We start from the raw sequence: 15,059 nt of genomic DNA on the forward strand, positions 1-15,059 counted from the left end.
GATATTTTAGAGATTAATCCCTGCGGCGGTCCTGCGTGTCGTTACGTGATTTTTTAATGCACAGACGCTACAATGAGGGGATAAGTGTCTATCCATTCGGATTGGGAGCGGGCTGTCTGCCCGTTCAGGGAGAGTTGGGTTGAAAGATTTGATTGAGCTGTTCTGGCTGCGTTATACGGAACTGCAATCAGCGGTTGGTAAGAACGAGGCCGACAAGATCGCAGTGCTGGAGCGTGAACTGGAGCTGCTGCTTGATCGGGTCATCGGGCGTAAGACCGGCAGTTCCGAGGACATTCGTGAGCAATTCCGTTTCGCCATCGACCTCCTCAATCACGAGGCGGAAGATCTCGGCTGCGTGCAGCGCAATTCCGATCTTTTGAGAACGCTGGTCGACCGCTATGTCGGCATGCCGCTCAAGGCAAAGGTGATCGGCGACGAGGACGAGGACATCCTGGAGTGGCACCACCGCCATCTCATTCTCGATGAGGATATGCTGAACGATCTTGACGAGCCGGTGGTCGTCGTTTCTCCCGGTTATCGGGTATCATTCTCCAATGGGATCGATGCTTTTCCGCGCAATACGCCGGAAGGGCCTTTGGGATGTCATATCGCCGAGCTTGTCGGAGTGCACCGTTTTCAGAACGATCTGCGGGAGAGGCTCGACAATTGCTTCAAGGGCGGTACGTCGAAATACACCTATGCCGAAGATCATGACGGCCATACGATCGTAAAATCGCTGGAAATGTCGCCCTGCTATTCCTCCAACTACAAGCTGGTTGGCGCAATGGTGGTCATCCGCGAAATCGCCGATCGCAGGCGCCGTCGCGCCACGGCATAAATTCACGGTTCGAACGCAAGCGTCGAGCCGTGTCCTTTTCCTGTCATTTCGGGAAGATGGTTTCCCAGATCGTGGCGATTGACCATGCGGATGATGCATCCGCGAGAAGCTTCGTCGCCATTGCCAGACAGGAAAGAACCAAAAGCGGGCGTATGATCTTCGCGCCGTTTTTCATCGCGAAACGCGATCCGATCTGCGCGCCGACGAACTGGCCGATGCCCATGGCGATGCCAAGCTTCCAGAGAACCGCGCCTCCAGCCGCAAAAACAACAAAGCCGCCGAAGTTCGAACCCAGGTTCAGAAGCTTGGTATGGGCGGTTGCCTTCAGCATGCCGAAGCCGGCAAGCCCCACGAAGGCAAGCATGTAGAAGGAACCCGCGCCGGGGCCGAAAACGCCATCATAGAAACCCACGAGCGGTGCGGCGGTGAGGCCGAACACGAAAGGCGTTATGCGGCGATGGCTGTCGATATCGCTGAGCTGCGGCTTGAAGGCGAAATACAGGGCAATCGCGATCAGCAGAAAGGGCATGATGGTGCGCAGGAGGTCTGACGGCACGAAGGCGGCGGTGAAAGCACCGAGCCCGCCGCCGATCATCGCCATGATCGCCATCGGCAATTGTTCCCTCAGATTGACATGGCCGCGGCGGGCATAGGCAATGGTGGCCGACGCCGAGCCGAACTGCGATTGCAGCTTGTTTGTGCCGAGCGTATCGAGCGGCGGAATTCCCATGATCAGCATGGCCGGGATAGTGATGAGACCGCCGCCGCCGGCGATGGAATCGATAAATCCGGCAAAGATTGCGACGCAGAAAAGAACGAGGAAAACGTTGAGGGCGATGTCTTGCACTTGGCATGTCCAGGCGGGCTTAAGGGAGAGGGCCTCTTCTTTCACCGAAAAGATCGCCACGCAATATTTTTCTCTCCGATCCGAGACGGGCAGGGGGATTGCGGTGTTGCCGCTTATGGGTATGTTTCCGTGGCGCACCGCCAGACGCGGCGATGACGAGACATCAGAATGAGGGCATTATGCATAAAGTGATATTCGATACGGACCCCGGTGTAGATGATGCCATGGCGCTTCTTTTCCTGCACCGTCACCCCGATATCGATCTGATCGGCGTCACCACCGTCTTCGGCAACGCGCCCATCGATATCACCACCCGCAATGCGCTCTTCCTGAAACGGGAATGGCAGATGACGGCGCCGGTAGCGAAAGGTGCGGGCGTGACCTTCGATCCGGCCCGCAAGGAAGGCCACTGGCCGACTTTCATTCATGGCGAAAACGGTCTCGGCGATATCGATATTCCAAAGACCATTGATCTCCCGCTCGATCCGCGTCCCGCGCATCGCTTTATTATCGAGACGGTCAAGGCCAATCCCGGCGAGGTGATGCTGATCGCTGTTGGTCGCATGACCAATCTGGCCTTGGCGCTGCGCGAAGAGCCGGATTTTGCGGCGTTGGTGAAGCAGGTGATCGTCATGGGCGGCGCCTTCGATATCAACGGCAATGTGTCGCCGGCGGCCGAGGCCAATATTCACGGTGATCCGGAAGCGGCCGATCTCGTCTTCACCGCGCCCTGGCGCGTGGTCGTCGTCGGCCTGGACGTGACGACGAAAACGGTGATGACGAGCGCCTTCATGGCCGAGATGGCAGAGGCGGGCGGCAAGCCGGTGCAGCTACTTTCCGATCTGTCGCAATTCTACATCGATTTCTACAAGACACGCACCGGCGATGGCATGGTGGTGCATGATAGCTGCGCCTGCGTTTACCTTGTCGCGCCCGAACTGTTCGAGACTCGCAGCGGCCCTATACGCGTCGTCTGCGGCGGGCTTGCCGATGGCCAGACCATTCAGAAGCCGGATGGCCGCGCCTTTCCGCCGGGCGACTGGGACGGGCATCCGAGCCAGCTCATCTGCACCGATATCAAGCCGGAGCGGGTGCTTTCCGTCATTCGCGCGGCAATTGTGAAGGGCGAGCGCGACTGAACGACCGGAATGGCCGTTCTTGAGCATGGTCTGCCTTGCATTTTCCAAGAATCTGGCGTTATGCAGGTTTCCTGATTACATTGCGCAATTCGCCTTGCCTGTGGTCTGAAAAGGCCGCGCCGAGCCACAAGGCGGATGATCGCGATGCCGCGTGGACCGAGAAAACCGCTGTAGGTTTTCTTGTGCTTTGCGGTACAATGAATAGCGCCCGCCGGATCGGTTCGTGTCGGCGGCGTTTAACAACAAGAACGAACTTCGTTATGGGCCGGCAGAACCGGTCCATTTCCATGAGGAAAGTGATGGAAGAGTTTCATAAGGTCCGGCGTCTGCCGCAATACGTCTTCGAACAGGTCAACCGTTTGAAAGCGAGCGCGCGAGCGGCCGGGGCCGATATCATCGATCTCGGCATGGGCAATCCCGACCTTCCGACCCCCAAGGCGATCGTCGACAAGCTGTGCGAAGTCGTTCAGGACCCTCGCACCCATCGCTATTCCTCGTCCAAGGGCATTCCCGGCCTCCGCCGCGCGCAGGCTGGTTATTATGCCCGCCGGTTCGGCGTGAAGCTGAACCCCGATACGCAGGTCGTCGCGACCCTTGGTTCCAAGGAAGGTTTCGCCAATATGGCGCAGGCCATCACCGCGCCTGGTGACGTGATCCTGTGTCCGAACCCCACCTATCCGATCCACGCTTTCGGCTTCCTGATGGCGGGCGGCGTTATCCGTTCCATGAATGTGGAGCCGGACGAGAGCTTCTTCGGGCCTCTGGAGCGGGCGGTGCGCCACTCCATTCCGAAGCCGCTGGCGCTGATCGTCAACTATCCGTCGAACCCGACGGCGCATGTTGCCTCGCTCGATTTCTACAAGGACGTGATCGCATTTGCGAAGAAGCACGAAATCATCGTGCTTTCCGACCTTGCCTATTCGGAAATCTATTTCGACGACAACAATCCGCCGCCTTCGGTTCTCGAAGTTCCCGGTGCAATCGACGTTGCGGTGGAATTCACCTCCATGTCGAAGACCTTCTCCATGCCCGGCTGGCGCATGGGCTTTGCCGTTGGCAATGAGCGGCTGATCGCGGCGCTGACCCGCGTGAAGTCCTATCTCGATTACGGTGCCTTCACGCCGATCCAGGTTGCGGCGACGCACGCGCTGAACGGCGACGGCTCCGACATCGCGGAAGTTCGCAGCGTTTATCGCCGCCGTCGCGACGTCATGGTCGATACGTTCGGCAAGGCGGGCTTCGAAGTTCCACCGCCGGCGGCAACGATGTTCGCCTGGGCGAAGATCCCGGAAAAGTTCCGCCATCTCGGCAGCCTGGAGTTTTCCAAGCTTCTGGTTGAGAAGGCAGACATTGCCGTTGCTCCCGGCATCGGCTTCGGCGAAATGGGCGATGATTACGTCCGCCTCGCGCTCGTTGAAAACGAGCATCGAATTCGTCAGGCAGCGCGCAATCTGAAGCGTTTCCTGTCGAGTGCTGACGAAACGATGCACAATGTCGTTTCGCTCAATGCCCACAGATAAGGGCAACCGAAGGCGGCCGGGCCCCGGCCGTCACCATCACCAGCAAATCAGGAACATACCCATGGCAGATTCATTGAGAATCGGCATAGCGGGGCTCGGCACTGTCGGCGCTTCGCTCGTGCGCATCCTCCAGCAGAGAAGCAACGAACTTGCGATTACCTGCGGACGCGCGATTGAGATTATTGCAGTGAGCGCGCGCGACCGTTCGCGTGACCGCGGCATCGATCTCAAGGGTATTACCTGGTTCGATACGCCGGAGCAGCTTGCAAACGAAGCCGATATCGACGTGTTGGTGGAACTGGTCGGCGGTGCTTCCGGCCAGGCGGAAAAAGCTGTGCGCGCGGCACTTTCGCGCGGTCTCCATGTGGTGACAGCCAACAAGGCGCTGCTTGCCAAGCACGGCGTCGAGCTGGCGACGATTGCCGAAGACAAGGGTGCGCTTCTCAATTTCGAAGCGGCTGTGGCCGGCGGTATTCCCGTCATCAAGGCGCTGCGTGAATCTCTCACCGGCAACAATGTGTCGCGCATCTACGGTATCATGAACGGCACCTGCAACTACATCCTGACCAAGATGGAGAAGGAAGGGCTATCGTTCGAGGTCTGTTTGAAAGAAGCGCAGCGGCTGGGGTATGCCGAAGCCGATCCGGCCTTCGATATCGAGGGTAACGACACCGCCCACAAGCTCGCCATTCTGACGACGCTTGCCTTCGGCAACAAGATTTCGGCCGACGACATCTATCTCGAAGGCATCACCAACATCTCCAGCGAGGACATTCAGGCGGCCGCCGAGCTCGGTTATCGCATCAAGCTTCTCGGCGTGGCGCAGGTGACCGAATCCGGTATCGAGCAGCGGGTGCATCCGACCATGGTGCCACTCGATTCCGTTATTGCGCAGGTTGATGGCGTCACCAATGCGGTGGCGATCGAGTCCGATATTCTTGGCGAACTTCTGATGGTTGGCCCAGGTGCGGGCGGCAATGCCACGGCCTCTGCCGTGCTCGGTGACATCGCCGATATCGCCAAGAGCCGTCCCGGTGCCCAGCAGGTTCCGGTGCTCGGCCGTCCGGCGAAGTCGCTGACCGATTATCGTCGCGCCAAGATGAAGAGCCATGAAGGCGGCTATTTCATCCGGCTGACGGTGAAGGACCAGGCGGGCGTCTTCGCTTCCATCGCTACCCGCATGGCGGATAACAACATCTCGCTGGAATCCATCGTGCAGCGCCAGCGCGTGCATGTGGAAGGCGCGCCGCAGACGATTATCCTCGTGACCCACGCGACGATGGAAGATGCGATCCGCAAGGCCGTCAAGGCGATCAAGAACGAGAAATATCTGGTCAGCGAACCGCAGGTCATCCGCATCGAGCGGACCTGAGACGCTTTACAATTTTTCTGAATTTGAGGGCCGCGCCACCACATGGAGGCGCGGTCTTTTTTCTCCCGAAATCCGTTTTGGCGGCCACAGGATAAAACCGCCGTAAAATTTGAGGGTATCGCCTCAGAACCGCTGGAAAACAACGCGATTCGGTTCTATGGTTAATCATGTTACCAAGCGAGGGAGGCGTGGCTGTGACATCGATTATCCTTTTCAAGGACAGTAAGCGCGAAAGCGTTCTGGCCGCCAATCATCGGGCGCGGCCTCACAATGCCAACGACAATATTCGAGGCATGGAATTCGATATTGCCGAATATGAGCGCAACTGGTGTTCACTTGCGGTGTTTTCCCTGTTGCTGCTGGTCGGCGCGGTATCGATCGTCAGCCCGTTTTTCTCGATTTTCTCGGTGTGAAACCTCATACGGGCGTTTTTGCTTGAAAAAGACGCCATCGCCATTTAGCCCGTTGTCATGACAAGGCGCGGATACGCATTCGCATGACAGGACGATGGACAGGATGGCAATGATGGAGCCGGCCGATACGGTGGTCCGCGCATTTCTAAGCGTGGAGCGGTCGGCGACAGAGCAACGTTGGGTTTCGCGGCTGGATCAGGCCGCACAGAACCGTGCGCTGGCCATGTCCCAGATCCATGCCATTCCCGAACTGATTGCCCGGGTGCTGGCCGGGCGAGGGGTGGGGGTGGATGAGGCTCTCGCTTTTCTCGATCCGACCATTCGCTCATTGATGCCCGACCCGCATGTTCTGACCGATTGCGAAAAGGCTGCCGAAAGGCTGGTCCGCGCCATCGAGACCGGCGAGAAGGTGGCGATCTTCGGCGATTATGACGTTGATGGCGCCGCGTCTTCCGCGCTGATGTATCGTTTTCTCGCGCATTTCGGGCTGACGCCGGAAATCTATATTCCAGATCGTATTTTCGAGGGTTATGGGCCGAACCCGGCGGCGATGCAGCAGCTTGCCGCCAATGGCGCGACCCTGATCGTGACGGTCGATTGCGGCTCCACCAGCCATGAATCGCTGAATGCCGCAAAGGATGCCGGAACAGATGTGGTGGTGATCGATCACCACCAGGTCGGTTCGGAACTGCCGCCGGCGGTGGCGCTGGTCAATCCCAACCGCGAAGACGATCTTTCGGGGCAGGGGCATCTCTGCGCCGCAGGCGTGGTGTTTCTGGTTCTGGTCGCCACCCTCAGGCTGTTGAAGGACAGGCGCAACAGACAGGCGTTCACGATCGATCTGCTGGCGCTGCTGGATATAGTCGCACTCGCAACCGTATGCGACGTGGTGCCCTTGAAGGGGCTGAACCGCGCCTATGTGGTAAAGGGGTTGATTGCCGCGCGCCATATGAACAATGCCGGGCTGGCGGCGCTGTTCAGAAAGGCGGGGTTGGGCGGGCCGGTGACACCGTATCATTTCGGTTTCCTGATCGGACCGCGCATCAATGCCGGTGGCCGTATTGGCGATGCCGCACTGGGTAGCCGTCTGCTTACACTCGACGACTCGTCACAGGCGGACGTGATTGCCGAAAAGCTGGATGAGCTGAACCGCGAGCGACAGGCGATGGAAGCCGTGATGCTGGCGGAAGCCGAAGCGGAAGCGCTTTATGAGTATGGCGACGGGTCTGGCGCTGGCGTCATCGTTACCGCACGGGAAAACTGGCATCCTGGCATCGTCGGACTGCTCGCCTCACGCCTCAAGGACCGTTTCCGCCGCCCGGCCTTTGCCATCGCTTTCGATCCCTCTGGCAAGGGCACAGGCTCCGGCCGCTCGATCAATGGTTTCGATATGGGCAGAATGGTCCGCGCCGCTGTGGATGCCGGCCTGTTGGTCAAGGGTGGCGGTCACGCCATGGCCGCGGGCCTGACGGTGGAACGCGCCAATCTCGGCAAACTCCGGACCTTCTTCGAGGAAGCCGCCGCAAAGACGGTGAGCGAGCTGGTGGAAAGCAGCGTGCTGAAGATCGACGGCGCAATCGGCGCGTCTGGCGCGACCCTGCAGCTTGTCGATCAGCTGGAACAGGCAGGTCCTTATGGCTCCGGCCATTCTCAGCCCATTTTTGCCGTGCCTGCCCACCGGCTGCGCGATGTGCGTCTGGTCGGCACCTCACACGTCAAGATCACGCTGGAGGCCATGGATGGTTCACGGCTGGATGGCATCGCATTCCGCGCCGCAGAGGCCCCTCTGGGGCAGATGCTGCTGAATGCGCGTGGCAGGTCCATCCACGTGGCAGGCACAGTGGGTGCCGATCTCTGGCAGGGCCAGAGGCGTGTGCAGCTGCGTGTTCTGGACGCGGCTTTCGCGCCCTGACAGTCGGCACAGATCGAGACTTGATTTTACGGGAAAAGCTGAAGGAAGGCCGGAAACGGCATGCATCCTATATCTCACACATCACGTGAAGATTTGAACGCATAATACTGATTTTCAAGGAAAAGCAAGTGGCACGCCCTAGGGGAGTCGAACCCCTCTTTTCAGAATGAAAATCTGACGTCCTAACCGATAGACGAAGGGCGCGTGCGCTTGTGGTGTGGCGCCCTTATAGTCAGGCTCCCGTTGCTCCGCAAGCGGAAAAATTGATTTTTTCCGCTTCGTGACGAGTTTTTTTATGGAGGCCGGACCGGCTGTGGAAAACTGCGCCGGGACTGGCCAAGGCCTTGAAATTTCGCCGCTATCACTGCGCGCCGGCAATGCCTTCATGACTCGTGGAAGGCCTCGGGGCGTGGTTTTCCAACCCTTAGCTGGCATCTGCTGCCCGCCAGAAATAACCGACGATGTGATTTGGCTGGAAGGGGAAAGGCAAGCCGGTCGATTTGCCCGCTGGCGATTCATCCGGCTCGCCTTCCATCGGGGGGGACACCACTCTAACGTATCGCCCGGGAATCGGTTCCGGCGCATCGATCAGGCGTGACGAATTCGCTATCTGCGAAGCTGCTTTATATTTTCGAAGGGGGAAACACGAAGGCAAGTGGCACGCCCTAGGGGAGTCGAACCCCTCTTTTCAGAATGAAAATCTGACGTCCTAACCGATAGACGAAGGGCGCGTGCGCTTGTGGTGTGGCGCCCTTATAGTCAGGCTCCCCGTGGTCCGCAAGCGGAAAAATGCATGATTTGACAAAAAAATGACATTGGCTGTCAGAACCCTTGGAAAACAAGGATTTCCGTTTCGTAACAAATGGTTAAACCGAGGTCGGCTTGGCAGTTTCAGTGCTTCTCGCGGATGAAGAACGATGTGAGACGACGATTTGCAGGGGCCGGTGATTCACTCAGCGGGGCTTCTGGTGCGAAAGAAGCCATCAAAATGAATGGCGAACCTTGCCAAACATTCCGGCGTCACCCTTGGGTTTTTCCCGAGATCCGCAACCGCTCGATTTTGTTGACTTAGATATTTAGGACAAGCCCATGGATGAGGTCGAGCGTGGAGAGGCTGTCGTCAAATGAAAACGGGGCCGAAATGGCCCCGTTTCGTGATGCTAGCTGATTGCAGTGTCTCAGTGCAGGATCTGGCTGAGGAACAGCCTTGTGCGCTCGTGCTGGGGATTGTCGAAGAATTCGGCGGGCGAATTCTGTTCGACGATCTGGCCCTGGTCCATGAAGATGACGCGGTTTGCGACCTGGCGGGCAAAGCCCATTTCGTGGGTCACGCACAGCATCGTCATGCCGTCTTCGGCAAGGCTGACCATGGTATCAAGCACTTCCTTGACCATTTCCGGGTCAAGCGCCGAGGTCGGCTCGTCGAACAGCATGATCTTCGGCTTCATGCACAGCGAGCGGGCGATCGCCACGCGCTGCTGCTGACCGCCGGAGAGCTGGCCAGGGTATTTATGCGCCTGTTCGGGGATCTTGACGCGCTTCAGATAGTGCATCGCCACTTCTTCGGCTTCCTTTTTGGGCATCTTGCGAACCCAGATTGGCGCCAGCGTGCAGTTTTCCAGAATCGTCAGATGCGGGAAGAGGTTGAAGTGCTGGAACACCATGCCGACTTCACGACGCACCTCATCGATCTTCTTCAGATCGTTGGTGAGTTCGATACCGTCGACGTTGATCGTGCCCGACTGATGTTCTTCCAGCCGGTTGATGCAGCGGATCATGGTCGATTTGCCCGATCCCGAAGGGCCGGCGATGACGATACGCTCGCCCTTCATCACCTTCAGGTTGATGTCGCGCAGGACGTGGAAGTCGCCATACCACTTGTTCATGCCGACGAGTTCGATTGCCACGTCCGTTGTCGAAACGGCCAGTTTTTTTGTTTGGGTTTCTGCCATTTTGAGCGTCCCTTATCGTTTATGCCCGGTGTCGAGGTGCCGTTCCATGAACAGCGAATAACGCGACATGCCGAAGCAGAATATCCAGAATATGAACCCGGCGAAAATATAGCCCGTCATTGCGGTGACAGGTGTCGCCCAGTTCGCATCCGATTGGTTGAGTGTGACAATGCCAAGCAGGTCGAACATGCCGATGATCGAGACCAGCGACGTGTCCTTGAAAAGACCGATGAACGTGTTGACGATGCCCGGAATGACGAGCTTCAGCGCCTGCGGCAGCACGATCAGCCGGGTTTTCTGCCAATAGTTCAGGCCGAGCGAGTCTGCCCCTTCATATTGCCCCTTCGGGATGGCCTGCAAGCCGCCACGGATCACCTCCGCCATATAGGCGGACGAGAAGAGCGACACGCCGACCAGAGCGCGCAGGAACTTGTCGAAGGTCCAGCCGTCGGGAAGGAACAGCGGCAGCATGATGCTGGCGAAGAACAGGACGGTGATCAGAGGAATACCTCTGATAACTTCGATGAAAAGCACGCACAGCATTTTGATTACCGGCAGGTTCGACCGGCGGCCAAGCGCCAGAAGAATACCGAAGGGCAGGGACACTGCAATTCCGAAGAAAGACAGGATCAGGGTGACCATCAGGCCGCCCCAGAGCTGCGTTTCCACCACCGGCAGGCCGAAGACGCCGCCGATGAGGAGGAAAAACGCAATGACTGGCAGGATGATGAAAAGCGCCAGCGCATTGAGCCGCTTGAACGGCGCTTTCGGAATGAGCATTGGCACCAGGAGGATGGTGAACATGACCATCACAAGGATAGGACGCCAGCGTTCATCGATCGGGTAACGGCCGAACATGATCTGGCCGAACTTCGCCGAAACGAAGGCCCAGCATGCGCCGGACTGGCCATCGGCCAGCGCACCGCCCTGGGAGGCGGTGAGGCAGGCGATGCGATCCGTACCGGTCCATACCGCGTCTACGAACAGCCACTTGAAGATTGGTGGCAGAAGATAGGCGAGGAACGCGATGGCAAGAACCGTAAGGACGGTGTCCTTCGGCGTGGCGAAAAGTTTAGTGCGCAGCCAATGGCTGATGCCAACCGCGCTTGAAGGCGCGGGTTTGGCTTCTTCAATGGTGTGGCGCACGAACGCGTGATTGCTGATCGTCATCTATTATCTCTCCACCAGGGCCATTTTCGCGTTCAACCAGTTCATGACCACGGCCGTGAGAATGGACAGCGAGAGATAGAGAACGAGCCAGATAGCGACAACTTCGACCGCCTGTCCCGTCTGGTTCAGGATCGTGCCGCCAACGGAGACGATGTCGGCGAAACCGACCGCGACCGCGAGCGATGAGTTCTTGGTCAGGTTGAGATACTGGCTTGTCAGCGGCGGGATGATGATGCGCATCGCCTGAGGAACGACGATCAGACGTGTCGTCGTGCTGGCGCGAAGACCCAATGCCTCCGCTGCCTCGGTCTGCCCTTTTGCCACGGCCTTGATGCCGCCGCGAACGATCTCGGCGATAAAGGAAGCGGTGTAGAAGGAGAGCGCCAGAAACAGCGACATGAATTCAGGTGCGACGACCGAACCGCCCGCAAGGTTGAACCGCCCGGCAATCGGGTAATCGAATGTCAGGGGTGAGCCGAGCGCGAGGAATGTCGCAGCCGGAAGGCCGATGATGAGAAGTGTTGCGGTGATGCCGGTGCGGAACTGCTCGCCGGTTCTTTCCTGCCTAGCCTTCGCCCAGCGATAAATGAAGACGCTGATGACGATGGCGACCACAAAAGCGAGCGGTATCAGCCACGTCCCTTCGCCCCAGAGAGGCTTTGGAAAGAAGAAGCCGCGATTGTTGAGGTAGGTTCCAAGTGGAAGCTGCAGCGAATCGCGGGCCTGCGGCAGAACGGAGATGACGCCCTTGTACCAGAAGAAGATGACGAGCAGGGGCGGGATGTTGCGGAAGATTTCCACATAGGCCTGCGCCAGCTTCGAGATCAGCCAGTTGTTGGACAGCCGGGCGATACCGACGATGAAACCGATGATCGACGCGGCGATGATGCCGAAAAATGCGACCTGAATTGTGTTGAGAATACCAACGAGCAATGCCCGGCCATAGGTCGCATCGCTGGTGTAAGCGATCAGCGACTGGCCGATATCGAAGCCGGCTCTTCCATTGAGGAAGCCGAAGCCGGACGAAATGTTTGACCGTTGAAGATTTGTGATCGTATTCGTCACGATGATCCAGACGAAGGCGGTCAGGATGACGACTGTCAGAACCTGATAAAAAATTCCGCGTATGCGTGGATCGTAAATGAGTGACGACGCGCTTTGCGCGCGCGATCGTTGCGAACTGACCGCGTTGCCTGCCATAGGCACCTTTCCCTTTTATATGCTCTTTGCGAGCTTATTCTATAATTTCAAGTGGAGGCCGGGCATTGCCCAGCCTCCCTTCAGTCCTTAGCCAACGATGGTGCCGATCAACGAACCGGCGGTGCGTATTGCAGGCCGCCCTTGGTCCAAAGCGCGTTCTGGCCACGCTCGATCTTCAGCGGCGAGCCGGCGCCAACGTTACGGTCGAAGACTTCGCCGTAGTTGCCGACCTTCTTGACGATGTTGTAGGCCCAGTCGTTCGTCACACCGAGATCGGTACCGATCTTGGTGCCTTCTTCAGTACCAAGCAGACGCTTGATATCAGGGTTGGCGCTGTTCTTCTGCTCGTCGACGTTTTTCGACGTGATGCCCAGCTCTTCGGCGTTGACCATCGCGTAGTGAACCCACGTAACGATGTCGAACCACTGGTCGTCGCCCTGGCGAACGGCCGGTCCAAGCGGCTCCTTGGAGATCACTTCAGGCAGAACGATGTTGTCATCGGGGTTCTTCAGCTTGAGACGGATAGCGTACAGACCGGACTGGTCGGTGGTGTAAACGTCGCAACGGCCGGAATCATAAGCCGAAGTAGCATCGGATTCCTTTTCGAAAACAACCGGGTTGTACTGCAGGTTGTTGGTCTTGAAGTAGTCGGCAAGATTGAGCTCGGTGGTCGTGCCGGTCTGAACGCAGACGGCGGCGCCGGAAAGCTCAAGCGCGGACTTCACGTTGAGGCCCTTCTTGGCGATGAAGCCCTGGCCATCATAATAGTTGACGGTACGGAAGTTGAAGCCAAGCGATGTGTCGCGGCTGATCGTCCAGGTGGTGTTACGGGTCAGAACGTCGACCTCGCCAGACTGGAGAGCCGGAAAACGGTCCTTGCTCGAAAGAGCGACAAATTTAGCCTTTGTAGGATCGCCAAAAACCGCAGTGGCAATACCGCGGCAATAGTCCACGTCGATGCCGGACCATTCGCCCTTGTCATCGGGATTGGAAAATCCCGGAATGCCAGCGCTCACGCCGCAGGTGACGAAACCTTTCGACTTCACGTCCTGAAGCGTCGCAGCCGAAGCGACCGAGGCTCCTCCCAAAACTGCTGCGCCGATAACGGCCGACAGAATTGCCTTTTTCATTTTTCCCAACCTTTGTTTGTTATCGTCAATCGGAAGAGGACCGGCATATTGTTTTTGCCCCAGCTCCCCCCTTCAGCAGATCTTTTCGATCCGCTTTTTCTATCACAATCGTAATTGGCAGCGGGGTCAAGACATGCTGACAATAATTGTGCCTATAAAACGGAATTTTCCAAATTTTGGTCGGGAAGTGTGCAAAGGGTGAAAATATAAGCATATTTTTGCGGAAAAATACACTTGCACGATTTTTGTATACTTCTTGTATGCTGTTGCCGGGTGCATCAATCCTCCCATCTACGAATGTTCTGCGGGACTTGACCTTGCCTCCGGCTCTCCGCATTGTCGCTCGCGTCAATATCCCTTCGAAAGCTGATCTGAAATGACCAAGACCAATGACCTGCTTTCCACCGCAGGTATGAATACGCGCCTGACCCATGGCGGCAACGATCCCGCCGACTGTTTCGGTTTCGTCAATCCGCCCATCGTGCGCGGTTCTACCGTGCTTTTCCCCGATGCCGAGACGCTTTCGACCGAAAACCAGAAATACACCTATGGCACCCACGGCACGCCGACGACCGATGCGCTATGCAATCTCGTCAACGAGCTGGAGGGTTCTTTCGGAACCATTCTCGTGCCATCGGGCCTTGCGGCGATCACCGTGCCGTTCCTCGCCTATCTTGGCGCCGGCGATCATGCGCTGATCGTCGATTCGGTTTATTTTCCAACACGCCGCTTCTGCAACACGATGCTGAAGAAGCTTGGTGTGGAGGTGGAGTATTACGACCCGGCCATCGGGACGGGTATCGAAGCGCTGATCCGCCCGAATACCAAGCTGGTGCATCTCGAAGCGCCGGGTTCCAATACCTTCGAGATTCAAGACGTTCGGCTGATCACCGAGATCGCCCACAGGCACGATTGCGTCGTGACGATGGACAATACCTGGGCGACACCGCTTTATTTCAAGCCGCTCGATTTCGGTGTCGATGTTTCCATCCATGCCGCCACCAAATATCCGTCAGGTCATTCCGATGTCCTGATGGGCTTTGTTTCCGCCAATGAAAAGCACTGGAAGACGCTTTATCAAGCGAACACCAATCTTGGCATCTGCGTGACGCCTGATGACGCCTATCAGATCCTGCGCGGCATGCGCTCCATGGGCATTCGGCTTGCGCACCACCAGAAAAGCGCCCTCGACATCGCCACCTGGCTGGAAAGCCGCGACGACGTCGTGAGCGTCCTGCATCCGGCCCTGCCGAGCTTTGCCGGGCATGAACTCTGGAAGCGCGATTTCAAGGGCGCGAGCGGCGTATTTTCCTTCGTGCTGAAGGCCGAAGAGGGCAAATACAAGCAGACTGCGGCGGCATTCCTGAATGCGCTGACCTTCTTCGGGCTCGGCTATTCCTGGGGTGGATACGAATCGCTTGCCGTGTCGGTGTCGCTTGTCGACAGGACGATCGCCAAAGGCCCGTCGGAAGGTCCGGTCATCCGTCTGCAGATAGGGCTTGAAGATATCGCCGACCTCAAGAAGGATCTCGAGGCCGGGTTTGCTGCGGCAGCCGCGGTCTAACC

General features: G+C 57.8%; 12 protein-coding genes and 2 tRNA genes. 7 read left to right on the top strand and 7 right to left on the bottom strand.

Features of this window, described 5'->3' with window-relative positions; translation table 11 throughout:
• Positions 1-139: 139 nt before the first annotated feature.
• Positions 140-838 (top strand): hypothetical protein, encoded by a 699-nt coding sequence (locus FB593_RS01800; protein ID WP_013636202.1) that lies wholly within the window; start codon positions 140-142, stop codon positions 836-838.
• 43 nt (positions 839-881) lie between these two features.
• Here FB593_RS01800 and FB593_RS01805 read toward each other — a convergent pair whose 3' ends face one another.
• On the bottom strand, positions 882-1,685 hold the full coding sequence (locus FB593_RS01805) for a TSUP family transporter (RefSeq protein WP_026330928.1): 804 nt from the start codon (positions 1,683-1,685) through the stop codon (positions 882-884).
• A gap of 179 nt (positions 1,686-1,864) precedes the next feature.
• Here FB593_RS01805 and FB593_RS01810 point away from each other — a divergent pair, with 179 nt between their 5' ends.
• From FB593_RS01810 to recJ, 5 genes are all read left to right on the top strand, one after another.
• Positions 1,865-2,824, top strand: coding sequence for a nucleoside hydrolase (locus tag FB593_RS01810; protein ID WP_145166282.1), 960 nt, complete (start codon positions 1,865-1,867; stop codon positions 2,822-2,824).
• Between the two features lie 299 nt (positions 2,825-3,123).
• Positions 3,124-4,344 (top strand): LL-diaminopimelate aminotransferase, encoded by a 1,221-nt coding sequence (locus FB593_RS01815; protein WP_003515379.1) that lies wholly within the window; start codon positions 3,124-3,126, stop codon positions 4,342-4,344.
• A 61-nt stretch (positions 4,345-4,405) separates the two neighbouring features.
• A complete protein-coding gene (locus tag FB593_RS01820; protein WP_003515377.1) occupies positions 4,406-5,716 on the top strand; it encodes a homoserine dehydrogenase in 1,311 nt (436 codons plus the stop codon).
• 188 nt (positions 5,717-5,904) lie between these two features.
• Entirely contained in the window at positions 5,905-6,129 is a 225-nt protein-coding gene (locus FB593_RS01825) for a hypothetical protein (RefSeq protein ID WP_111790338.1), read from the top strand.
• 103 nt (positions 6,130-6,232) lie between these two features.
• Positions 6,233-8,041, top strand: coding sequence for a single-stranded-DNA-specific exonuclease RecJ (recJ, locus tag FB593_RS01830; protein WP_080863739.1), 1,809 nt, complete (start codon positions 6,233-6,235; stop codon positions 8,039-8,041).
• A 129-nt stretch (positions 8,042-8,170) separates the two neighbouring features.
• Here recJ and FB593_RS01835 read toward each other — a convergent pair.
• The 6 genes from FB593_RS01835 to FB593_RS01865 form a co-directional block, all read right to left on the bottom strand.
• Positions 8,171-8,245 (bottom strand) — tRNA-Glu (locus FB593_RS01835).
• 452 nt (positions 8,246-8,697) lie between these two features.
• Positions 8,698-8,772: transfer RNA gene (locus tag FB593_RS01845), tRNA-Glu, on the bottom strand.
• A 447-nt stretch (positions 8,773-9,219) separates the two neighbouring features.
• The gene (locus FB593_RS01850; RefSeq protein WP_003515372.1) at positions 9,220-9,993 is read right to left on the bottom strand and encodes an amino acid ABC transporter ATP-binding protein; all 774 of its coding nucleotides are present in this window, start codon (positions 9,991-9,993) and stop codon (positions 9,220-9,222) included.
• Positions 9,994-10,005: 12 nt separating this feature from the next.
• On the bottom strand, positions 10,006-11,163 hold the full coding sequence (locus FB593_RS01855; RefSeq protein ID WP_013636194.1) for an amino acid ABC transporter permease: 1,158 nt from the start codon (positions 11,161-11,163) through the stop codon (positions 10,006-10,008).
• A 3-nt stretch (positions 11,164-11,166) separates the two neighbouring features.
• Positions 11,167-12,363, bottom strand: a complete 1,197-nt coding sequence (locus FB593_RS01860) for an amino acid ABC transporter permease (RefSeq protein WP_003515368.1) — start codon at positions 12,361-12,363, stop codon at positions 11,167-11,169.
• A gap of 107 nt (positions 12,364-12,470) precedes the next feature.
• A complete protein-coding gene (locus tag FB593_RS01865; protein WP_003515366.1) occupies positions 12,471-13,493 on the bottom strand; it encodes an amino acid ABC transporter substrate-binding protein in 1,023 nt (340 codons plus the stop codon).
• A 376-nt stretch (positions 13,494-13,869) separates the two neighbouring features.
• Here FB593_RS01865 and FB593_RS01870 point away from each other — a divergent pair, with 376 nt between their 5' ends.
• A complete protein-coding gene (locus tag FB593_RS01870) occupies positions 13,870-15,057 on the top strand; it encodes a cystathionine beta-lyase (protein ID WP_003515364.1) in 1,188 nt (395 codons plus the stop codon).
• The last annotated feature ends 2 nt before the right edge of the window (positions 15,058-15,059 follow it).

It is taken from the genome of Rhizobium sp. SJZ105 (assembly GCF_007828365.1).
Taxonomy (GTDB): Bacteria; Pseudomonadota; Alphaproteobacteria; order Rhizobiales; family Rhizobiaceae; genus Agrobacterium; species Agrobacterium tumefaciens.

Coding starts and splice junctions, on each gene's coding strand:
- FB593_RS01810 (WP_145166282.1), top strand. CDS start 1,865: ATGCATAAAGTGATATTCGATACGGACCCCGGTGTAGATGATGCCATG.
- FB593_RS01815 (WP_003515379.1), top strand. CDS start 3,124: ATGGAAGAGTTTCATAAGGTCCGGCGTCTGCCGCAATACGTCTTCGAA.
- FB593_RS01820 (WP_003515377.1), top strand. CDS start 4,406: ATGGCAGATTCATTGAGAATCGGCATAGCGGGGCTCGGCACTGTCGGC.
- recJ (WP_080863739.1), top strand. CDS start 6,233: ATGGCAATGATGGAGCCGGCCGATACGGTGGTCCGCGCATTTCTAAGC.
- FB593_RS01850 (WP_003515372.1), bottom strand. CDS start 9,993: ATGGCAGAAACCCAAACAAAAAAACTGGCCGTTTCGACAACGGACGTG.
- FB593_RS01855 (WP_013636194.1), bottom strand. CDS start 11,163: ATGACGATCAGCAATCACGCGTTCGTGCGCCACACCATTGAAGAAGCC.
- FB593_RS01860 (WP_003515368.1), bottom strand. CDS start 12,363: ATGGCAGGCAACGCGGTCAGTTCGCAACGATCGCGCGCGCAAAGCGCG.
- FB593_RS01865 (WP_003515366.1), bottom strand. CDS start 13,493: ATGAAAAAGGCAATTCTGTCGGCCGTTATCGGCGCAGCAGTTTTGGGA.
- FB593_RS01870 (WP_003515364.1), top strand. CDS start 13,870: ATGACCAAGACCAATGACCTGCTTTCCACCGCAGGTATGAATACGCGC.